Consider the following 20,329-nt stretch of genomic DNA (forward strand, 5'->3'; position numbering starts at 1 on the left):
TCCGCCGGCCCCTTCGCCGGACCCTTCGTCGGACTCTTCATCGGACGACTCCCGAGAGCGAGTGGATGGCGGACACGGCGCCGTACACCCCGGCCACCCCGTCGGCCACCCGGTCCCAGGTGTAATGGCTGAGCACGCGGGCGCGGCCGGCGGCTCCGTACCGGGCGAGCCGGCCGGGGTCGGCGAGGAGGGCGCGGACGACCGCGCCGAGGTCGTGGTCGTCGTCGGCCGGGACCAGGACGCCCGTGCTGCCGTCCACGACGGTGTCGAGCTGGCCGCCGACGGCGGTGGCGACGACCGGCGTGGCACAGGCCATGGCCTCCAGCGGGACGATGCCGAACGGCTCGTACCGGGGCAGCGACAGCACCAGGTCGGCGCTGGACATCAGCCGGGGCATACGGGCCCTGCTGACCCCGCCGAGCAGCGTGACCCGGTCCTGGACGCCGTACTCGCCGGCGATGCCGTAGAGGCGCTCGGCCTCGGGCTCGGCACCGAGCAGGTCGGCCTCGGGGCCGCCGGCCACGAGGAGTTCGGCGTCGGGTACGCCGGCCAGGGCGCGGATGGCGCGGTCGAAGCCCTTGCGGGGCACGAGCCGGCCGACGGCCAGCAGCCGCCTGCGGGCGCCGGACGGGCGGGTGCCGGCGACGGGGGCGAACTGGTCGGGGTCGACCCCGCACGGCACGACGCTGATCCGGTCCTCCGGCAGCCCCATGGCTTTCAGTTCGGCCACCTCGTCACTGCACGTGGCGATGATCCGGGCGCACTCGTGGCCGATGGCCTCCTCGACGGCGAGGCGCTGCGGGGGGCTGGTGTCGGCGGCGCCCTGGTAGCGCTTCTTGACCGTGCCCAGCGCGTGGTAGGTCTGCACCACCGGGACGCCGAGGTCGCGGGCGCCTGCCAGGGCGGCCAGGCCCGACATCCAGAAGTGGGCGTGCACCACGTCGGGCGGGCTCTTGGCCCACTGCCGAGCCAGGAAGTTCCCGAAGTCGCTCATGTGGGGCAGGAGTTCGTCCTTGGGGACGGGTGCGGGCGGCCCGGCGGGCACGTGCACCACCTGGACGCCGTCGATGAGGGTCACCCGGTCCGGCAGGCCCGCCGAGTCCCGCCGGGTGTACACGGTGACGCGGTACCCCTTTCTGGCGAGCTGCCGGGCGACCTGCGCCACGTACACGTTCTGGCCGCCCGCGTCCGGCCCGCCGAGCGCGGCCAGCGGGCTGGCGTGCTCGGAGACCATGGCGACGCGCCCGGCGGTGTGCGGTATGCGGCTCATCGGGTGACCTCCTTGATCAGGCGCTCCCAGTCGTCCAGGAAGCGCCGCTCTCCGTAGCGGGCCTGGGCCGCGGCCCGGGCTGCCGCGCCGGTGCGGCGCGCCAGCCCGGGGTCGGCGAGGAAGGCCCGTACGGCGTCCTCCAGGACGTCGAGGCGGTTCGAGACCACCCCGGCGTCCTCGGGTATCGCCTCACGGGCCTCCGTGGTGTCCAGGGCGACCACGGGCATGCCCAGGAACATGGCCTCCAGCAGGGACAGTCCGAGCGAGGTCCAGCGCACGGGGTGCAGGTAGACCCGGCAGCGGGCCATCTCCCGGTGCAGTTCGCGCTGCGGCAGGTCCCGGGTGCGGCAGCGCCCGGGCGGCAGGCCGAGGTGGGCGGCGAGTCCTTCGGTGCGCATGCCGAAGACGTCCAGGGGCGCGGCCCGGGCGAACCGGGGCAGCAGGTCGGTGCCGGTGGTACGGCCCCTGCGCACGGGCTCGTTGACCACGACGGCCGCGCGCCGCTCGGTGCCCGTGTAGCGGGGGCCGGGGTCGATGATGCCGTGCTCGACGACCTCGGTGGGGGCCCGGCCGTTGTCCCACATCAGCCGGTTGAAGTGGGTGACGTGCACGACGGGGATCGCCGACTGCCCGGCCAGCGGGTGGAGCTGGCGCTCCGGCGACTCGTCGGGGCTGTTGTGCTCGACGTACACGGCGGGCACGTCCACGCCGGGCCGGCGGCCGGTCCAGCGCAGGGCGAGGTCGAGTTCGTGCGGGCGTTGCAGGACCATCAGGCCGATGTCGCAGTCCCGCAGTTCCTCCGGTGTGCGTTCCCGGACGTTCTCCGGCCAGTCCCAGGTGACGGCGCGGCCGAGCCCGTCGGGTCCGCGGTCGCCGGTGACCGGGACGAGGTAGGTGTGCGGGCCCTGCACGAAGGCGGTGAGCCAGGATCCGTGTACGTGCCAGACGAGGATGTTCATGACTGCCGCTCCTGGATGAGCTTGTGCGCCGCGCGCACCACGTCCTGTCCGGTGACCTCGTCCAGACAGGGGTGGCCGGGCACCGGGCAGGTCAGGGCCCGGGTGTCCGCGCAGGGCGCCGACTGGTCGCCGAGCAGGACGACGGGGACGCCGTACGGCGCCCAGCGCCCGGCCGGTACGACGGGTGCGAACAGCGAGACGACCGGGGTGCCGACGGCGGCGGCGAGGTGGGCGGGGCCGGTGTTGGCGCTGATCACGACGTCGGCCATGCGCAGGACGCCGGCGAGGACGCGCGGGGAGGTCCGGCCGCCGAGGTCCACGGCCGTGTCCCCGCTGACCCGCCGGGTGAGGCCGGTCTCCTCCGGGCCGCCGGTGACGACCACGCGGTGGCCTGCGTCGGCGAGCAGCGCGACCGCCTCGGCGCAGCGGTGCGGGCTCCAGGCGCGGGCGGGGGCGCTGGCGCCGGGGTGCAGGACGACGTAGGGGCCGTGGCCGGTGAGGCTGCTGGTGTCGGGGGGCGGGAGGACGCGCAGCCGCCCGTCGTCGCCGGGCGGGGGCGGGAAGCCCAGCGCGGCGGCGGTGTCCAGCGCCGCCTCGGCCTCGTGCCGGTCGTCGCGGCGCCGGTGGCGTACGTCGAGGAGCCGGCCGGGGTGGTCGACGCTGTCGGCGCCGATCCGGCCGACGCCGGCGAGCCGGAGCAGCAGGGCGGTGGGGAGCGGGCTCTGGTGGAAGGAGGTGAGGACGAGCGCGGTGTCGTGGGCCCCGGCACGCAGGCGCGCCAGCAGTGCGTCGACGTCCGGGGGGCTGACCGGCGGCGGGTCGAACCCCTCCCAGGGCGCCTCCCACACCAGCACCTCGTCCACCCCGGGCAGCATCCGGGCGGCGTCCGCGCCGCGCGGGCCGCACAACAGGGTGACGTGCGAGGACCCGGCGGCGACGGCCCGCACGGCGGGGCCGGCGAGCAGGACGTCGCCGAAGCTGTCGAGCCGGACGACGAGCGACTTCACGCCGGCCACCTCCCGAACGCCCGGACGCCTCCCGGGGGCGCCGCGCCGGACACGGACGACCACGCCCGGTGCCCGGCGGCCTCGTCCGGCGCGGGCGGCAGGGCCCTCTCCGCGGCCGCTTCTCCCGGCACGGACCACGGGGACTCCCCCGGAGCCGCGGCACCCGGCGCGGCCGACGACGCCCGGTGCGCGGCGGCCTCTCCCGGCACGGCCTCACCCGGCACGAACGACAGAGATTCCCGCGCAGCCGACGCCCCCGGCGCGGCCGACCACGCCCGGTGCGAAACGGCCTCTCCCGGCACGAACGACAGGGACTCCCGCGCAGCCGCCTCCCCCAGCGCAGACGACGACGCCCGGTACGAAACGGCCTCTCCCGGCACGGCCTCTGCCCGCACGGCCTCGCCCGGCACGAACGACAGGGACTCCCCCGGAGCCGCCTCCCCCGGCGCGGCCGACCGCCGGGACCCGGAGGCCAGGGCGGCGCGGCCGGACGGTGGTCGCGTCCCGGCAGGGTCTGCCGCGTTCCGCACGGAGGACCACCGGCCCTCGGAGACCACCGCGGTGCCCTCGCGGGACCACCGCATCCCGCCGGCGGCCGGTGCCGTGCGCGCGGGCGGGGTGTGCGGGGGGCGCCTCGGCGGGGCGAGGCCCGCCTCCGTCAGGGCCGCGCGGACCGCGGTGAGGGGGTCGGGGGCGCTCTCCATGGCGAAACGTTCCACCTCCGCCGGTGCGGTGGCCGCGTTCGGGACCAGGACGCCCCGGGCGCCGGCCGCGCGGGCGGCCAGCACGTCCGCGGCGATGTCGCCGATCACCAGGCACTCGGCCGGCGGCACGCCCAGCCGGGCGGCGGCGGTGCGGACCAGGCCGGGGCGGGGCTTGCGGCAGGCGCAGCCGGCGTCGGGGCCGTGCGGGCAGAACACCCAGGTGTCCAGGCCCCCCAGCAGCTCGTCGGCGCGCTCGTTGACGCGGACCACCTGGTCCACGGTGAGCAGGCCGCGGCCGACGCCGGACTGGTTGCTGACCACCCCGGTCGCCAGCCCGGCGGACCGGGCCAGCGCCACGGCCGCGGCGGCGCCCGGCATCAGCCGCACCCGGTCGGGGTCACCGTTGTACGGCACGTCCACGACGAGGGTGCCGTCACGGTCGAACAGGACGGCGGACAGCCTGTTCACCCGGCACCTCCCAGGGGCTCGGCGTGCCGGTGGCGGACGACCCCGCGCAGCCAGTGCCGGACGGCGAGCGGCGGGATGAGCACGCTGGTGCCGAGCATCCCGGCGATCTCGCGGGCGGTGCGCGGCCCGGGCAGGATGCGGGCGAGGGCGAACTCGGCGGTGCCGAGCGTCCACAGGGCGGCGCAGCCGGCCGCGGCCCGGCGCCGCCCGGCCAGGGCGCAGCCGGCCGCGGCGAGGGCGGCGCCGGTGACCGCCAGGTGGCGGGGCAGCCGGCCGCGCGGCGCCTGGGCGCGGTCCCACCAGTCCCGGCCGTGCAGCCGGTTCATCAGGACGTCGTCGGCGTTGCCGCGCTGTGCGGGCAGCGAGGCCCACCAGTGGGCGGGGCGGACCGGGTGCCGGGTGACCCGGCTGCCCCGGGTCAGGGACCAGCCTGACCGCTGCACGCGCAGGGCGAGGTCGGCGTCCTCGCGGAAGGCTCGCGGGAAGCGTTCGTCGAAGCCCCCGGTCCGCTTCAGCGCCTCGGTGCGGTAGGCCATGTCGGCGGTGGCCCAGGCCGCGTTCTCCAGGCCCTTGGTGGTGCGTTCCCAGTCGGTGGGCCGGCGGTCCGGGGGCAGGGGGACGCGCAGCCGCCCCTGGACGCCGCCGACGTCGGGGCCTGCCTGCCGCAGATCGTCGGCGAGCCGCCGGGACCAGTCCGGCAGTACCTGGACGTCGTCGTCCAGGAACACCGTCCAGGGCGTGCGGACGGTCTGCCAGCCGGCGTTGCGGGCGGCGGCCGGTCCCCTGCCGCCGGTGCGCAGGGTGCGCACCCGGTCGAGCAGTTGCCCGGCCGGTTCCAGGGGCAGGCCGCCGTCGGGCGCGGGCCGGTCGTCCACGACGACCACCTCGTGCGGCGGATGGCCGTCGGCCGCGGCGAGCGCGCGCAGGCACTCGGCGAGGCAGGGGCGGCCGATCGTCGGGACGACGACGGTGTAGGCGGGGGCGTCGGTCATGCGAAGGCCTTCCCACGGCGGATCGCGAACGGGCCGAGCACCAGCAGGTCGACCGGGGCGGAGCCGAAGCACTCCAGGGCGTCCCGGGGGTCGTCGACCATGGGCCGTCCGGCGGTGTTGAGACTGGTGTTGACCACGACGGGCAGTCCGGTGCGCCGTTCGAAGCCCTCGATCATCCGGGCCACCAGGGGTTCCTGGGCGCGGTCCACGGTCTGGACGCGGGCCGTGCCGTCGACGTGCACCACGGCCGGGATGCGGTTCCTCCACCCGGCTGCCACGTCGTGCACGAACAGCATGTACGGGCTGGGCAGCGGCCCGTCGAAGATCTCGCCCGCGCGCTCGGCGAGCACCATGGGGGCGACGGGCCGGAACTCCTCGCGTCCCTTGACCGCGTTGAGCCGCTCCAGGTTCTCCGCCCTGCCGGGGTGGGCGAGCAGCGAGCGGTGCCCGAGCGCGCGCGGCCCGTACTCGCCGCGCCCCTGGAACCAGGCCACGATCCCGTCGTCGGCCAGCGCCTGGGCGGCGGTCTCGGCGATGTCGGCGGGTTCCTCGTACGGTACGGCCGCCCGCTTAAGCCACCCGCGCAGTTCGGCGTCGCTCCAGCCCCGGCCGAGCGCGGCCGTCGGCATGGGTTCCAGGGTGTCCTTCTGCCCGGCGACGTACGCCGCCGCGCCCAGGGCCGTGCCGGCGTCGCCGGCGGCGGGCTGCACCCACACGTGCCGGAAGCCGCTCTCCCGCCACAGCCGGGTGTTGGCGACGCAGTTCAGGGCGACGCCGCCGGCCATGGTGAGCGCGTCCTCGCCGGTGCGCTCGCGCAGCCACCGGGCGAGGGCCAGCATGGCCTCCTCCAGACAGAGCTGGGCGCTGGCGGCGAGGTCGGCGTGGTCCTGGTTCCAGGCGCCGCCGGCCGGGCGCGGCGGGACGAGCTCGGCCCAGGGCACCGGGCGGGCCCGGAAGCCGCCGTCGTCGCCGGCGTGGACGTACTCGCGCAGCCGGCCGGCGAAGCGCGGGGTGCCGTAGGAGGCGAGGGCCATGACCTTGAACTCGTCGCTGCTGCGCAGGAATCCGAGGTGCTGGGTGAGGTCCTCGTAGAACAGGCCGAGGGAGTCCGGCAGCCGCTGGGCGCCGAGGACGGTCAGTTCGCGGTTGGCGCAGCGGCCGGCCAGGTGGGAGCCGCACTCGCCACGGCCGTCCAGGACGAGGACGGCGCAGTCCGGGTACGGCGAGACGGGCCCGGCGGAGGCCGCGTGCGCGATGTGGTGCGGGACGAAGCGCACCTTCGCCGGGTCGAGTCCGGGCAGGGCCTCGGCGAGGAAGTCGGGTGCCTGGCGGGCGTACTGCTGGCGCAGGTGGTCCCAGGGGTCGTGCAGCCCCATCTCGTCGGCGGGGCGGGCCAGCGCGGGGTCGTAGGAGTAGGCGACGGCGTCCAGGTCGGACGGGGTGAGGCCGGCCTGCTCCAGACACCAGCGGGCCGACTGTTCGGGCAGTTCCCAGGCCGAGAAGGGAACGGGCCGCTTGCCGTGCTTGCGGCGGGAGAACCGCTCCTCCTCCGCCGCCGCCACGACCCTGCCGTCGGTGACGAGGGCGGCGGCGGGGTCGTGGAAGAGTGCGTTGATACCGAGGACGTGCATGCGCTGTCTCCAGGGCCGGGGAACGTGCGGGGGTCAGGGGCGCGGGGCCGGTTCCTCCACGGGCGGGTCCGGATCCGGGGGCAGGGCCGCGAAGTAGGCGATGGTCTGCTTCAGGCCCTCCTCCCAGGGGACCTGCGGCGACCAGCCGAGCAGTTCGCGTGCGAGGGTGGTGTCGGGGCGGCGCCGGCCGGGGTCGTCGACGGGCCGGTCGACGAACGCGATCGGGGAGCGGGAGCCGGTGAGGGCGACCACCCGGCGGGCCAGGTCGGCGACGGTGATCTCGTCGCTGCCGCCTATGTTGACGGGTCGTACGGACCGGCTTTCGGCGACCCGGAGGATGCCGTCGACCGTGTCGTCGACATAGCACAGCGAGCGGGTCTGGCTGCCGTCGCCGGTCACCGTGAGCGGCTCGCCGGCCAGGGCCTGGCAGATGAAGGTGGGCACGGCGCGGCCGTCGTGCGCCCGCATCCGCGGACCGTAGGTGTTGAACAGCCGGACGATTCCGGCGTTCGTCCCCCTGGTGCCGGCGTGTGCCGTGACCAGGGCCTCGGCGAACCGTTTCGACTCGTCGTAGACGCTGCGCGGCCCGACGGGGTTGACGTTGCCCCAGTAGCCCTCGTGCTGCGGGTGGACGAGCGGGTCGCCGTAGACCTCGGAGGTGGAGGCGAGCAGGAAGCGGGCGCCGTCGCGTTCGGCGATCGCAAGGACGTTGCGGGTGCCGAGGCTGCCCACGTCCAGGGTCTGGAGGGGCATGCGCAGGTAGTCGGCGGGCGAGGCCGGGCAGGCGAAGTGCAGGACCAGGTCGTACGGGCCCGCCAGCCGCCCCGTGCACTCGGGTGCGCAGACGTCGCCGTGCACGTACCGGAAACCGGACCGGTCCTCCAGGTGCGCGATGTTCTCGCGCCGCCCGCAGGCCAGGTTGTCGGCGCAGTCGACTTCGACACCTGAATCCAGCAGCCGCTCGCACAGATGGGAGCCGAGGAAGCCGGCGCCGCCGGTCACGAGGGCGCGCCGCCAGGAGAACGGTGTGTCACCAGTCATGGGGCTGTTCCTTCGTCCGCGTCGTCGCGCCGGACAACGCCCCTGCCTGGGCGTTCGGCGCATACGGCGTCGCCGGGACCGACCTCGTCGGCCCGATGGAGGAGAATGGCCCGGCCCGGGTCCCCGCTGATCGGGAGGACCGGCCTGGCACGCCGCCGCTTGCTGGACGGCACTGGCAGCTGAGTTCCCCTGCCAGTTGGGTTCACGCGTTGGATTCTTATTCTCCGGTCTCAGGGGTACTCGCGCGACTCCTGCGCCCCTCTACCACGCTGGAGGCGCTGATGCACGACGATGTCGCCGAGGCGGTGCTGCGCCTGCTGCGCGGGCCCGGCCGGCCTCCGCGGCGGCTGCTGCTCACCGGCTGGTTCAGTCTCCGCGAGGGGGAGGCGACGGCCGGGGACGTGCTGGCGCAGCAGCGCATGTCGGCCGCGCTGACCGGGGCGGGCATCCGGCACGAGACGGCGTGGAGTCCCGGCTTCCGGCCCGGTGAGCTGTCGCTGGAGACGGCCGAGCCGCTGGCGTACGACACCCTGCTGTTCGTGTGCGGTCCGGTGCACGGGCCGCACGTGGCCGCTCTGCATGGAAGGTTCGGGTGTTGCAGACGACTGGCGGCCGGGGTCTCGGTGGTCGATCCGGCGGACCCGGCGGTCACCGGTTTCGACGCGATCGTCGCGCGGGACGGCACCGCCGGCCCGGCCCGGCGCGATCTCGCGGCCGACGCCCCGGCGGGCCCGCTGCCCCCCGTGGCCGGAGTCGTCCTCTCCCACGGCCAGGGGGAGTACGGGGCGCGCCGCCGGCACGCGGAGGTGAACGAGCGGATCACCGGCTGGCTGGCCGGCAAGGACTGCGCGCGGGTGCCGGCCGACTCCCGGCTGGCCATGGGCGACTGGCGGCTGTGCGCCACCGCCGAGCAGTTCCTCTCCCTCGTGGCGCGCTTCGACCTGGTCGTCACCACCCGGCTGCACGGCCTGGTGCTCGGTCTGCGCACCGGCACCCCGGTGATCGCGGTCGATCCGGTGGCGGGCGGCGCGAAGGTCAGTGCCCAGGCCCGCGCGCTGCGGTGGCCGGCGCTGGTGGCGGCGGACGCGCTGGCGCCGGACATCCTGGACCACTGGTGGGAGTGGGCGCTGTCCGGGGCGGGCCGGATGGCCGCCGCGTGCCACTCGATGCGCTGACCTGGCGCGGCGGGCCGTGTAGCGCGTCCGGCGCGGGGCACTCGCTGCGGCGACGGCGGACCGTTGACGGGCCGCCGCGTTCCACGCAGGAGGTAACGACCATGGGTCACGGCGGAAACGTCATCCAGGAGCTGACCACGGACCACCGCGAGGTCGAGGAGATCTTCGGCCGCATCGAGGCGCTGCCGGCCGGCTCCCAGGAGCGCAAGGACCTGTGCGACCAGGCCACAATCGAGCTGGTCCGCCACTCGGTCGCGGAGGAGGCCTACCTCTACCCGGCGGTGCGCCAGCACGTGACGGGCGGGGACGCCCTGGCCGACAAGGAGTTGGAGGACCACGCCAAGGCCGAGCAGATCATGAAGGATCTGGAGGGCTGCCGGGCGGACGATCCGCGGTTCGACTCGCTGATGGCTCAGCTGATGAGCGAGATCCGGTCCCATGTGACGGACGAGGAGCAGAACCTCTTCCCGCGGCTGGAGGCGGCCTGTCCCCCGGACGCGCTGATGGACCTCGGCGACAAGGTGCGCCGGGCGAAGAAGACGGCGCCCACGCGTCCGCACCCGTCGGCACCGGACAAGCCGCCGGCCAACAAGCTGCTGGCGCCCGGAGCCGGTCTGGTCGACCGGTTGCGGGACGCGCTGACGGGACGGGGCAAGGAGAGCTGAGCGCGGACCTGGAGAGCCAGGGCCGAGGGAGAACGGCGCCGTCCGCACCCGTGGGGGCCGGGCGGCGCCGTTTCGGATTCACCCATTCGGCTCAGGGACCCGGTGCCAACGCCCGGGAGCCGTGTGTCACAGCCACGGCTGCGTGCCACGGGCCGTCCTGACACCGGTGCGGGGACGGGTGCGGGAAGCCCGGCACAGCAGCCGGAACGCCTGGAAGAGGGTCAGCGGCCACAGCAGCGCGAAGCACCACAGCAACGCGGGGTCCGAGGTGCGGATGCCCATCACGGCGACGAACACCGACGCGGCCGTCAGCAACAGCACCGCCGCCGGCAGCCAGACCTCGCGGGGGCCGGCGCCCATACGGCGCGCGAACCTCCGGTCCCGCCGCAGGTCCGCCTCGATCCGCAACAGCGCCAGCCGCTCCCGCGGTGACAGCCGTACCTCGTCACGCATCTCCCACATCTCCCAGTCGTCCACGGCAACGGCACCTCCTCCGCCGATCGGCGGCCTCCGGGCCCCGGGCGACCGAGTTCCCCTCTCCGCCCGGCCGATGCGGTGCCGCGGCGGGCCGGGCGGAGAGGGGAAGAGGCGGGGTGGAGGAAACTCCACCCCGCCTCCGGTGGCCACCCTGACTGAAACGCGGCCTCCGTCCGGTCCACGATGGAGCCGGTACAGCGCCCGTACGCCCGGCCGCCCGCCGTCCGCCCCGCGAGGAGCCACCGTGTCCGAGTCCACCGAGATCGAGCCGACGGTCCGGTCGGCGGTCGAACCGGCCGAGGAGCCCGCGATGTGGCCCTGGGTGGTCGTCGCGGCCGTCGTCGCCGCCGTGGTCGTCGTCCTCGTCAACGTGCTGATGACGGTCTGAGCGGGTTCGCCCCCAAAAGCGCCCGTGGTGCGGGACCGGTCGCGGTACCGCATAGTGAACACAGCTCTCGCACCAGGCCGACCGGGAAGGACCGGGGCTGCCCGCACCACGCCCCCGCCCCCGGGGCCGCCGCGACGACGCTCAGCGGCCGGCACGGGTAGGACCGGCCCCCCGGAAGCGACGCGCCCGGCGGCGCGCTAAGGAGGCTGTATGTCGTCCCACGACCCGGCGGTTCTCGACTGCCCCTTCGACTTCGCCGACGCACTGGAGTACGACCCCGCGCTGGACGCGCTGGCACGCCGCGGCCCGGTCAGCCGGATCCGGCTGCCCTACGGCGAGGCGGAGGCGTGGCTGGTGACCAGCTTCGCGGGCGTGCGCCAGGTGACGTGCGATCCCCGGTTCAGCCGGGCGGCGATCGTCGGACGCGACTATCCGCGGATGACGCCCGAGCCGATCGTGTCACCCGAGTCGATCAACGTGACGGACCCGCCGCACTCCACCAGGTTGCGGCACGTGGCGGCCCAGGCGTTCACCCGGGAGCGGGTGGCGGCCATGCGGCCGGCCGTGGACCGGGTGGTGGCCGGGCTGCTGACGGCGATGGACGAGGCCGGGCCGCCCGCGGACCTGGTCACCCATCTGTCCGTACCGCTGCCCCACCTGACGATCTGCGAGCTGCTCGCCGTCCCCGAGGCCGACCGCGACCAGCTGCGCGCACACACCATGCGGCTGCTGGCCACCTCGCCGGACGCGCGGCAGGACGCGGCCGACGCCAAGGCCTGCCTGCGGGCGTACTTCGCCGAACTGGTCCCGGCCCGGCGGAGCTCGCCGGGCGAGGACCTGCTCAGCACGCTGGCCACCGCCCCGGTGCCGGAGGGCGAGGAGCCGCTGAGCGACGACGAGCTGGCGGTCCTGGCCGTGACGCTCATCCTCAGCGGCAACGACACCGCGACCTGCCAGATCAGCGACATCGCCTATCTGCTGCTGACCCGGCCCGAGGAGACGGCCGCCCTCGCGCGCGACCCCGGTCGGTTCCCCGGCGCGCTGGAGGAGCTGCTGCGGTTCATCCCGTTCCGCAAGGGCGTGGGCATTCCGCGGATCGCCCTGGAGGACGCGGAGATCGAGGGCGTCCCGATCCGCGCGGGCGACTACGTGCACGTGTCCTACCTCGCGGCCAACCGGGACCCCGAGGTCTTCCCCGACCCGCACAAGCTCGACCTGGAACGGCCCGTGCGCCCGCACATGACCTTCGGCTGGGGCGGGCACCACTGCCTCGCGGCGCCCCTGGCACGGGCGGAGCTGGACAGCGCCGTCTCGGGTCTGCTGGCCCGCTTCCCCAAGCTGCGCCTCGACGTCCCCGCCGAGGACATCGAGTGGGACAACGGCACCATCCGCCGCTTCCCGCTGAGCCTGCCGGTCACCTGGTGAGGCCGGGGCCGGGCCACCGCGGCGACGCGACGGCCCGGCCCCGCCGTTCCCGCCTCCACCGAGCGGGTGCCTTACGGCCCGGCGCGCGGTGTCCTGCCGCCGCGGGCCGCGCCGGGCCCCTAGCCTCGGCGGCATGCTGGGGCTTCCTTCTCACGTCCGTGCCTGCCTGTTCGACCTCGACGGGGTACTCACCCAGACCGCGAAAGTGCACGCGGCGGCCTGGAAGGAGATGTTCGACGGCTACCTGCGCGAGCGCGCGACCCGTGAGGGGACCGGGTTCGTCCCCTTCGACGCGGTCGACGACTACGACGCGTACGTGGACGGGCGGCCCAGGGAGGACGGGGTGCGCACGTTCCTCGCCGCGCGCGGGGTGCACCTGCCGGAGGGGTCGCCGGACGACCCGCCGGAGGCGGAGACCGTGAACGGCCTGGGCAACCGGAAGAACGACCTGGTCCTGCGGCGGATCCGCGAGGAGGGGGTGCAGCCGTACGAGGGCTCGGTCCGCTTCGTGCACGCGGTGCGGGAGGCCGGGCTGCGCTGCGCGGTGGTGTCCTCCAGCGCCAACTGCCGGGACGTCCTGGTGGCGGCCGGGATCGAGGACCTGTTCGACGAGCGGATCGACGGCGTGGTGACACGCGAGCGCCGGCTGCGCGGCAAACCCGCCCCGGACACCTACCTGGAGGCGGCCCGCGGGCTGGACGTCCAGCCGGACGAGGCGGCCGTGTTCGAGGACGCCCTGGCCGGCGTCGAGGCGGGCCGGGCGGGCCGGTTCGGCGTCGTCGTGGGCGTCGACCGGGCCGGCCAGGCGGAGCAACTGCGCGAGCACGGGGCCGATGTGGTGGTCCGGGACCTGGCCGAGCTCCTGGAGTCGCGGTGATCACCCATCCCAGCTACACGGTCGAGCCCTGGTGCCTGCGCGAGACCGAGCTGAACCTCGATGTGCTCGCCCAGAGCGAGTCGGTGTTCGCGCTGTCCAACGGGCACGTCGGCTGGCGCGGCAACCTCGACGAGGGAGAGCCGCACGGGCTGCCCGGCGCCTACCTCAACGGCGTCTACGAGCGGCACCCGCTGCCGTACGCGGAGGCGGGCTTCGGATATCCCGAGTCCGGCGAGACGATGATCAACGTCACCGACGGCAAGATCATCCGGCTGCTCGTGGACGACCACCCGTGCGACCTGCGCTACGGCCGGCTGCTGGCGCACGAGCGGGTCCTGGACTTCCGCTCCGGTGTGCTCACCCGGACCGCGCGGTGGACGTCGCCCGGCGGCCGTACCGTCCGGATCACCTCGCACCGGCTCGTGTCCTTCACCCAGCGGGCGGTCGCCGCGGTCGTGTACGAGGTGGAGCCCGTCGACGGACCGACGACGGTCGCCGTGCAGTCCGAGCTGGTCGCCAACGAACAGCTGCCCAGCTTCCACGGCGATCCGCGCGTCGCCGCGGCGACCGAGTCCCCGCTGGTGCCCGAGGAGCACTTCGCGCAGAACACCCAACTGCGGCTCGTGCACCGCACCGCCAGCAGCGGGCTGCGCGTCGGTGCGGCCGCCGACCACCTCGTCGAGGGGCCCGGGAGCACGAAGTGGACCGCGCACAGCGAGCCCGACGTCAGCCGGCTGACGGTGACCGCGGACCTGGTGCCCGGACAGCCGCTGCGGCTGGTCAAGTTCGTCGCCCACGGCTGGTCCGGTGAGCGCTCCCTGCCGGCCGTGCACGACCAGGTGGACGGGGCGGTGGCGGCAGCCGTCAGCACCGGCTGGGACGGACTGGCCGCCGCCCAGCGGGCGTACCTGGACCGGTTCTGGGGCGGCGCGGACGTCGAGGTGGAGGGGGACGCGCAGATCCAGCAGGCGGTGCGGTTCGCCCTCTTCCACGTGCTCCAGGCGGCGGCCCGCGGCGAGAACCGCGCGATCCCCGCGAAGGGCCTGACCGGCACCGGCTACGACGGGCACTCCTTCTGGGACACCGAGTCCTTCGTGCTGCCCGTACTGACCTACACCGCGCCGGAGGCCGTCGCGCCGGCGCTGCGCTGGCGGCACCGGACGCTGCCCGCGGCACGGGAGCGCGCGCGTCAGCTCGGGCTGTCCGGGGCCACGTTCCCCTGGCGGACCATCGACGGCGCCGAGTGCTCCGCCTACTGGCCCGCCGGTACGGCCGCCTTCCACGTCAACGCCGACATCGCCATGGCCGTCGTGCGGTACGTCATGGTGACCGGGGACGAGGAGTTCGAGCGCGCCGAGGGGCTGGAACTCCTCGTGGGGACCGCCCGGCTGTGGCGCTCCCTCGGTCACCACGACCCGGAAGGCGTCTTCCACATCGACGGGGTCACGGGCCCCGACGAGTACAGCGCCTTCGCCCGGGACAACCTGTACACGAACGTGATGGCCCGTCAGAACCTGCTGGCCGCCGCGGACGCGGTGGTACGCCATCCGGACCGGGCGGCCGAACTCGGCGTGGACGACGAGGAGGCCGCGGTGTGGCGGGACGCGGCGGCCCGCATGGCGCTGCCGTACAACGAGTCCCTCGGCGTCCACGAGCAGTCGGCCGGATTCACGACCTTCCAGCGCTGGAACTTCGAGGCGACCCCGCCGGACGACTACCCGCTGCTGCTGCACTACCCCTACTTCGACCTGTACCGCAAGCAGGTGGTCAAGCAGGCCGACCTGGTGCTGGCGATGATGGAGTGCCCGCACGCCTTCACCGAGGAGCAGAAGGCGCGCAACTTCGCCTACTACGAGGCGCTGACCGTCCGCGACTCCTCCCTGTCGGCGTGCTGCCAGGCGGTGCTCGCCGCCGAGACCGGTCATCTGCGGCTGGCCTACGCGTACCTCAATGAGGCCGCGCTGATGGACCTGGACGACCTGGAACACAACACCCGTGACGGGCTGCACATCGCCTCCCTCGCCGGCACCTGGATCGCCCTCGTCATGGGCTTCGGGGGGATGCGCCGATACCTCGGCGAAGACGGCAGGCCGGGGGTGCTGTCGTTCACGCCGCGCCTGCCGGAGGCGCTCGCCAGGGTGGCGTTCACCGTGCTGGTGTGCGGACGCAGGCTGAAGGTGGACATCGGCCGAACCCACGTGCGCTACCGGCTGGTGGAGGGCGAACCGCTGGACGTGCTCCACCACGGGGAGCCGACGCACCTGACCACCGACGGACCGGTCGACCGCCCGATGCCCCGTCCGCCCGCCCGCCCGGAACCCCAGCAGCCGCCGGGCCGCCGGCCGGTGGGCCTGCCCGCCGGCGAGGAGGACCGGGCCGAGACGCCGGAGTAGCACGGCGCGGACGGACGCACTGCGGGCACCCCGGGACGCTGTGGCGACACGTGCGTCGACCACCTCTTCGACGGGCTCCCCGGCGCACGTCCGCGTCCGCCGCGGCGCGACGGACACGCTGGGCCAAGCGGCCGCTACGCACCGTGAAGAGGTGCGGTCACAGGTGACCTTCGCCGCCGCAAGGTCGATACTTCCAGTAGACGGACGGGCGGCTTCCCTCCTCGGGCGGCCGTCAGTGCACCGCTGACCTGCGAAGACACGGGTCTTGGGCGCGGCGCCGAGCTCACGAGGAGATACGCATGAAGATGCTGATCAACGTCCCGGAGACCGTCGTGGCGGACGCGCTGCGTGGTTTCGCGGCCGCGTATCCGGACCTGAACGTGGACGTGGAGAACCGGGTGATCGTCCGCCGCGACGCTCCCGTGTCCGGTCAGGTCGCGCTCGTGTCGGGCGGCGGCTCGGGGCACGAGCCGCTGCACGGCGGGTTCGTCGGCCCGGGCATGCTGTCCGCCGCCTGCCCCGGAGAGGTGTTCACCTCGCCGGTGCCCGACCAGATGGCGCGGGCCGCGGCGGCCGTCGACAGCGGCGCGGGCGTGCTGTTCGTGGTGAAGAACTACACCGGCGACGTGCTCAACTTCGACATGGCGGCCGAGCTGGCCGAGGACGAGGGCATCCAGGTCGCCAAGGTGCTCGTCGACGACGACGTGGCCGTCACCGACAGTCTCTACACGGCCGGCCGGCGCGGCACCGGCGCGACGCTCTTCGTGGAGAAGATCGCGGGCGCCGCCGCGGCCGAGGGGCAGCCGCTGGAGCGCGTGGAGGCCATCGGCCGCCAGGTCAACGACGACTCCCGCAGTTTCGGTGTGGCCCTGAGCGCCTGTACGACCCCGGCGAAGGGCAGCCCGACCTTCGATCTGCCGGACGGCGAGCTGGAGTTGGGCGTCGGCATCCACGGCGAGCCGGGCCGCGAGCGGCGGCCGATGATGACCTCCGGGGAGATCGCCGACTTCGCGGTCAACGCCATCCTGGAGGACATGCCGCCGCGCAGCCCGGTCCTGGTCCTGGTCAACGGCATGGGAGCGACGCCGCTGCTGGAGCTGTACGGCTTCAACGCGGAGGTGCAGCGGGTGCTCCGGGAACGCGGGGTCGCCGTGGCCCGCACCCTCGTCGGCAACTACGTGACCTCGCTGGACATGGCGGGCGCCTCGGTGACGCTGTGCCAGGCCGACGAGGAGCTGCTGCGGCTGTGGGACGCGCCGGTGAAGACCCCGGCGCTGCGCTGGGGAATGTGATACGGCGGAGCAGACGGCGCACCGTCCCGGCCGAACGGCCGACAGCCCTACCACGCGAGGAGATCCAGTGCTCGACGCCGCATTCTTCCGCCGTTGGATGACGACGGCCGCCGCGTCCGTCAGCCGCGAGGCGGAACGGCTCACCGCTCTCGACTCGGCCATCGGGGACGCGGACCACGGCAGCAATCTGCAGCGCGGGTTCACCGCCGTGGCGGCCGCCCTGGAGAAGGACGCGCCGGACACCCCGGGGGCCGTGCTGACGCTGGCCGGGCGGCAGTTGATCTCGACGGTCGGCGGTGCGTCCGGGCCGCTGTACGGCACTCTGCTGCGCCGGACCGGCAAGGCGCTCGGGGACGCCGCCCAGGTCGGCGAGGAGGAGCTGGCCGCGGCGCTGCGCGCGGGCGTGGACGGGGTGATGGCGCTCGGCGGGGCGGCACCGGGCGACAAGACCATGATCGACGCCCTGGTGCCGGCCGTGGACGCGCTCGGCGCCGGGTTCGGCGCCGCGCGGACCGCCGCGGAGGAGGGCGCGCTGGCCACCACGCCGTTGCAGGCGCGCAAGGGGCGGGCGAGCTATCTGGGCGAGCGCAGCATCGGCCACCAGGATCCGGGGGCGACCTCGTCGGCGCTGCTGATCGCCGCGCTGGCCGAGACGGCGGAGGCGGAGCAGTGAGCGAGGGGCGGCTGGTCGGGATCGTGCTGGTGTCGCACAGCGCGGAGGTGGCCGCCTCGGTCGCCGCACTGGCCAAGGGTCTGGCGGGCGGGGCGACCGCGGTGCCGGTGGCCCCGGCGGGCGGCACGGAGGGCGGCGGGCTCGGCACCAGCGCCGAGCTGATCTCCGCCGCGGCGGCCTCGGTGGACCGGGGGGCCGGGGTGGCGGTCCTCACCGACCTGGGCAGCGCGGTGCTCACGGTGAAGGCGCTGCTCGCCGAGGGCGACGAACTGCCGGACGGCACGCGCCTGGTGGACGCCCCGTTCGTGGAGGGCGCGGTGGCCGCCGTGGTCACCTCCGCCGCCGGGGCCGACCTGGACGCGGTGGAGGCCGCGGCGGCGGAGGCGTACAGCTACCGCAAGGTGTGACGCGAGGGGCCCGGCCACGGGACCCGGCCGGGCTCTCCCCGTCCGGGCCGGCCGGCGGCGGGCCCGGACTCCCTGACGGGCCGGCCACCGGAGGCGCGCGACGCCGCTCCCGAGGCGCGGTGCCGCGTCCCGGTCCGTCCGCCCGCGTGTTCCCTGGCCCGGACGCCTCCGCGGGCGAGGGGCCTCACCCGCACTCGACCGGCCAGGGCCGGCCGGCAAGGGGCCCGTGCACCCCGGGCCCGCCGGTCAGTCGTTCGTGAGGAACTGTCTGGCCAGCCGCTCCCCCGTCGCCACCGCCTCCTCGTGGTCCTCGATCGGGGTGATCAGGGAGTCCCGGAAGAGGATGTAGGTCACGTCGGAGGGCGCGCCGCCGGTGAGCGGGTCGGGGTCGATGCCCAGGCCCTTGGCGGTGGCGTAGGAGGCCTCGCCGATGAGGTCGCTCGGGCCGGTGTCGCCGACGACCGCGTACTGCACCCGGTCGCCGTGGACGACGGCCGCCACGGAGCCGCCCTGGATGCCGTGCGCGCGGTAGTCCCAGCGGGCGCTGGGCGCGGGGACCACGATGTAGGGCAGGGCCTCGGCGTTCAGGTAGCGGCCGTCGGACTGCTGGAAGGCCGTGGTGGGGGCGAAGACCGGGTCGGTGCCGGAGTTGCAGTGGGTGGTGGGCCGGCCGTCGCAGTCGACGTCCAGGTCCGCCTTCCAGAAGACGGCGTCGTCGGTGCCGCAGACGGGGACGGTCGCGGGGCTGCTCGCGTCGGTGCGGTACCGGCCCCGGGAGAGTTCGGTGCACGTGCCGGTCCGGGCCAGCAGGTCGGCGGCGGTGACGCCGCCCTCGTCCCGGGCCGCGGGCCGCTCGCGGGGCGGGACGGCGGTGGCCGGGGCGGGCAGCGCCGCCGGGGCGATCAGGGCGGCGCCGGCCGCGGCCAGGATCAGCGACGGGACACGCACGATGAGGGACCCTCTCGTCGGGGACGTGGCGGACATCCAGCACACTGTGGTGGCCGCTTTGGGCGCGGGGCCACGGGAGCCGCCGCGAAGGGGCCGGATGGAGCACGCCGCTGACACCCCGTCAGGGGACTGTCGGGCGAGCCTCGGGGCCCGGCGGGGGACAACAGGGGCCGGGGATCCGGACGGATACCGACCCGGATCCCCCGGCCACCCGCGCCGGCGCGGGTTCGGCGACGACAGCGTGTCCGCGCCGCAGGCATGAACTTCCCAGCCCTCTTGGGTGGTTCAGCCACAGGAACGTCCAGCATACGTAACGTCCGGGGCTGCTCACCAACCCGGCCCCCTTGCTGTGGGCGCACCGGCCGGGCATATTGGTCCGGACCTTTAAGGCATTGCCGAGGCCGTCCGGGGGAGGCAGAGCGTGCGACGCGTTCCCGTTCCGCTCGTACTGTTCTGCGGCTCGCTGCTGCTGGTCGCGTCCTGCGGCTGGAGCCGGGCCGACGACGGTGGCGGCGAGGGCCGGGTGCCCGGTGCTCCGGCCGGGGTCACCGCCGCGGCCGGCAGCGCCACGAGCGTCCATGTGATGTGGAACGCGGCGCCGGAAGGTTCCGGGGTCCGCGTCTACGAGGTCTATCGCGGCCACACCAAAGTGGCTGAGGTAGCGGGTTCGCAGCACATGGTGGACGTCACCAGGCTCAGGCCGTCCACCATGTATGCGTTCACCGTGCGGGCCCGGGACGGAGCGGGCCGGCTGGGTCCGCCCAGCCGGGCGGTGCGGGCCCGGACGCCGGTGCAGGCGGCGGCGGACCGCTCCGCACCGACCCGGCCGCCCACGACCACCGGGCGCGCCGTGGGCAGCCGCGCGGTCCAGCTGTCCTGGGGCGCGTCACGGGACGACCGGGGCGTGCTGTCGTACGACGTCTACCAGGGCGGAGTGAAGATACACAGCGTCGGCGGCGGCCAGACCGCCACCGTCGTCACCGGCCTGCGCCCCGGCAGCCGTTACGTCTTCACGGTCCGGGCCCGCGACGCCGCCGACAACCTCTCCCCCGCCGGCGCGCCGGTCCGCCTCACCACGCCCGGCACCGACGACGGCCGCGGCACCGCGCCCACCGGGTTCACCGCCGCCACCCACCGCTCGGGCCGGGCCCACTACATCGACCTGGCCTGGGACCCGCCGCGCACGGACGGGGTGATCACCGAGTACCTGATCCAGCTGGACCGCACCACGGCCACCTCGCTCGTCTGGGGCGGCACACCACCGCGCGGCCGGGCACGCTACAGCTTCTACGCCGGCACCGACGCCGGTGAGGTGCACCGCGTGCGGCTGCGGGCCCGGCTGCCGGACGGCACCTGGGGCGGCTGGTCGGCGGAGCGGACAGTGACCACCGGCGGCTGACCGGCGCACCGCTCCCGCGTGGCCACGCGGGGGCGGCTCACCGCCGGTCGGGCCGGTGTGTCCCTTCTGCGCCGGAGGGCGGAACGCGTCACCCGACCGGGTCCGCCCCGCATGCGGGCGCGTCCGGGGGCGCGTTGG

19 protein-coding genes are annotated in these 20,329 nt (G+C 75.0%); 10 read left to right on the top strand and 9 right to left on the bottom strand.

Annotated elements, in window-relative coordinates; translation table 11 throughout:
- Positions 1–37: 37 nt before the first annotated feature.
- From ACZ5DC_RS34315 to ACZ5DC_RS34345, 7 genes are read right to left on the bottom strand one after another with little or no spacing between them, the layout of a single operon-like run.
- Positions 38–1,270, bottom strand: coding sequence for a glycosyltransferase (locus tag ACZ5DC_RS34315; RefSeq protein ID WP_468659333.1), 1,233 nt, complete (start codon positions 1,268–1,270; stop codon positions 38–40).
- Positions 1,267–2,229, bottom strand: a complete 963-nt coding sequence (locus ACZ5DC_RS34320) for a glycosyltransferase (RefSeq protein ID WP_468659335.1) — start codon at positions 2,227–2,229, stop codon at positions 1,267–1,269. Before ACZ5DC_RS34320 ends, ACZ5DC_RS34315 begins: the two co-directional genes overlap by 4 nt.
- Positions 2,226–3,236, bottom strand: a complete 1,011-nt coding sequence (locus tag ACZ5DC_RS34325) for a glycosyltransferase family 9 protein (RefSeq protein ID WP_468659337.1) — start codon at positions 3,234–3,236, stop codon at positions 2,226–2,228. The genes ACZ5DC_RS34320 and ACZ5DC_RS34325 overlap by 4 nt, the downstream gene beginning before the upstream one ends.
- Complete coding sequence (locus ACZ5DC_RS34330; RefSeq protein WP_468659339.1) at positions 3,233–4,408, bottom strand: D-glycero-alpha-D-manno-heptose-1,7-bisphosphate 7-phosphatase; 1,176 nt, start codon at positions 4,406–4,408, stop codon at positions 3,233–3,235. Before ACZ5DC_RS34330 ends, ACZ5DC_RS34325 begins: the two co-directional genes overlap by 4 nt.
- Positions 4,405–5,400 (bottom strand): glycosyltransferase family 2 protein, encoded by a 996-nt coding sequence (locus ACZ5DC_RS34335; protein ID WP_468659341.1) that lies wholly within the window; start codon positions 5,398–5,400, stop codon positions 4,405–4,407. Before ACZ5DC_RS34335 ends, ACZ5DC_RS34330 begins: the two co-directional genes overlap by 4 nt.
- Positions 5,397–7,031 carry a carbamoyltransferase family protein gene (locus ACZ5DC_RS34340; protein ID WP_468659343.1) on the bottom strand — a complete coding sequence of 545 codons (1,635 nt, stop codon included), beginning with the start codon at positions 7,029–7,031 and terminating at the stop codon, positions 5,397–5,399. The genes ACZ5DC_RS34335 and ACZ5DC_RS34340 overlap by 4 nt, the downstream gene beginning before the upstream one ends.
- A gap of 33 nt (positions 7,032–7,064) precedes the next feature.
- Positions 7,065–8,072: an NAD-dependent epimerase/dehydratase family protein gene (locus ACZ5DC_RS34345; RefSeq protein WP_468659345.1), complete on the bottom strand. Its 1,008-nt coding sequence runs from the start codon at positions 8,070–8,072 to the stop codon at positions 7,065–7,067.
- A 281-nt stretch (positions 8,073–8,353) separates the two neighbouring features.
- Between ACZ5DC_RS34345 and ACZ5DC_RS34350 the strand changes: the two genes are divergently transcribed.
- Together ACZ5DC_RS34350 and ACZ5DC_RS34355 are read left to right on the top strand one after the other, a co-directional pair.
- Positions 8,354–9,247 carry a polysaccharide pyruvyl transferase family protein gene (locus ACZ5DC_RS34350; RefSeq protein ID WP_468659347.1) on the top strand — a complete coding sequence of 298 codons (894 nt, stop codon included), beginning with the start codon at positions 8,354–8,356 and terminating at the stop codon, positions 9,245–9,247.
- Between the two features lie 101 nt (positions 9,248–9,348).
- Positions 9,349–9,912, top strand: a complete 564-nt coding sequence (locus ACZ5DC_RS34355) for a hemerythrin domain-containing protein (RefSeq protein ID WP_468659349.1) — start codon at positions 9,349–9,351, stop codon at positions 9,910–9,912.
- Positions 9,913–10,038: 126 nt separating this feature from the next.
- Here the strand turns inward: ACZ5DC_RS34355 and ACZ5DC_RS34360 are convergent, their stop codons facing one another.
- A complete protein-coding gene (locus tag ACZ5DC_RS34360) occupies positions 10,039–10,389 on the bottom strand; it encodes a DUF3040 domain-containing protein (protein ID WP_468659351.1) in 351 nt (116 codons plus the stop codon).
- 244 nt (positions 10,390–10,633) lie between these two features.
- Between ACZ5DC_RS34360 and ACZ5DC_RS34365 the strand changes: the two genes are divergently transcribed.
- The 7 genes from ACZ5DC_RS34365 to ACZ5DC_RS34395 all read left to right on the top strand — a co-directional run bounded on the left by ACZ5DC_RS34365 (position 10,634) and on the right by ACZ5DC_RS34395 (position 17,844).
- Positions 10,634–10,777, top strand: coding sequence for a hypothetical protein (locus ACZ5DC_RS34365; protein WP_468659353.1), 144 nt, complete (start codon positions 10,634–10,636; stop codon positions 10,775–10,777).
- Between the two features lie 210 nt (positions 10,778–10,987).
- On the top strand, positions 10,988–12,202 hold the full coding sequence (locus ACZ5DC_RS34370; protein ID WP_468659355.1) for a cytochrome P450: 1,215 nt from the start codon (positions 10,988–10,990) through the stop codon (positions 12,200–12,202).
- Between the two features lie 133 nt (positions 12,203–12,335).
- On the top strand, positions 12,336–13,079 hold the full coding sequence (locus ACZ5DC_RS34375; RefSeq protein ID WP_468659357.1) for an HAD family hydrolase: 744 nt from the start codon (positions 12,336–12,338) through the stop codon (positions 13,077–13,079).
- Positions 13,076–15,472, top strand: a complete 2,397-nt coding sequence (locus ACZ5DC_RS34380; protein ID WP_468659359.1) for a glycoside hydrolase family 65 protein — start codon at positions 13,076–13,078, stop codon at positions 15,470–15,472. The genes ACZ5DC_RS34375 and ACZ5DC_RS34380 overlap by 4 nt, the downstream gene beginning before the upstream one ends.
- A 299-nt stretch (positions 15,473–15,771) precedes the next feature.
- Positions 15,772–16,764, top strand: a complete 993-nt coding sequence (gene dhaK / locus ACZ5DC_RS34385; protein WP_468659361.1) for a dihydroxyacetone kinase subunit DhaK — start codon at positions 15,772–15,774, stop codon at positions 16,762–16,764.
- 67 nt (positions 16,765–16,831) lie between these two features.
- On the top strand, positions 16,832–17,437 hold the full coding sequence (gene dhaL, locus ACZ5DC_RS34390; RefSeq protein ID WP_468659363.1) for a dihydroxyacetone kinase subunit DhaL: 606 nt from the start codon (positions 16,832–16,834) through the stop codon (positions 17,435–17,437).
- Positions 17,434–17,844, top strand: a complete 411-nt coding sequence (locus ACZ5DC_RS34395) for a PTS sugar transporter subunit IIA domain-containing protein (protein WP_366752911.1) — start codon at positions 17,434–17,436, stop codon at positions 17,842–17,844. The genes dhaL and ACZ5DC_RS34395 overlap by 4 nt, the downstream gene beginning before the upstream one ends.
- Before the next feature lie 246 nt (positions 17,845–18,090).
- On the opposite strand, the gene ACZ5DC_RS34400 is transcribed toward ACZ5DC_RS34395, so the two are convergent.
- Positions 18,091–18,792, bottom strand: coding sequence for a glycoside hydrolase family 75 protein (locus tag ACZ5DC_RS34400; protein ID WP_468659526.1), 702 nt, complete (start codon positions 18,790–18,792; stop codon positions 18,091–18,093).
- A gap of 421 nt (positions 18,793–19,213) precedes the next feature.
- On the opposite strand from ACZ5DC_RS34400, the gene ACZ5DC_RS34405 reads away from it, so the two are divergent.
- Positions 19,214–20,191, top strand: coding sequence for a fibronectin type III domain-containing protein (locus tag ACZ5DC_RS34405; protein WP_468659366.1), 978 nt, complete (start codon positions 19,214–19,216; stop codon positions 20,189–20,191).
- Positions 20,192–20,329: the final 138 nt, after the last annotated feature.

The organism is Streptomyces sp. NPDC031445, from assembly GCF_055581365.1.

Excerpts from the sequence above, each read along its gene's own strand:
- ACZ5DC_RS34315 (WP_468659333.1), bottom strand. The coding sequence starts at position 1,270 with ATGAGCCGCATACCGCACACCGCCGGGCGCGTCGCCATGGTCTCCGAG.
- ACZ5DC_RS34320 (WP_468659335.1), bottom strand. The coding sequence starts at position 2,229 with ATGAACATCCTCGTCTGGCACGTACACGGATCCTGGCTCACCGCCTTC.
- ACZ5DC_RS34335 (WP_468659341.1), bottom strand. The coding sequence starts at position 5,400 with ATGACCGACGCCCCCGCCTACACCGTCGTCGTCCCGACGATCGGCCGC.
- ACZ5DC_RS34340 (WP_468659343.1), bottom strand. The coding sequence starts at position 7,031 with ATGCACGTCCTCGGTATCAACGCACTCTTCCACGACCCCGCCGCCGCC.
- ACZ5DC_RS34345 (WP_468659345.1), bottom strand. The coding sequence starts at position 8,072 with ATGACTGGTGACACACCGTTCTCCTGGCGGCGCGCCCTCGTGACCGGC.
- ACZ5DC_RS34350 (WP_468659347.1), top strand. The coding sequence starts at position 8,354 with ATGCACGACGATGTCGCCGAGGCGGTGCTGCGCCTGCTGCGCGGGCCC.
- ACZ5DC_RS34355 (WP_468659349.1), top strand. The coding sequence starts at position 9,349 with ATGGGTCACGGCGGAAACGTCATCCAGGAGCTGACCACGGACCACCGC.
- ACZ5DC_RS34370 (WP_468659355.1), top strand. The coding sequence starts at position 10,988 with ATGTCGTCCCACGACCCGGCGGTTCTCGACTGCCCCTTCGACTTCGCC.
- ACZ5DC_RS34375 (WP_468659357.1), top strand. The coding sequence starts at position 12,336 with ATGCTGGGGCTTCCTTCTCACGTCCGTGCCTGCCTGTTCGACCTCGAC.
- dhaK (WP_468659361.1), top strand. The coding sequence starts at position 15,772 with ATGAAGATGCTGATCAACGTCCCGGAGACCGTCGTGGCGGACGCGCTG.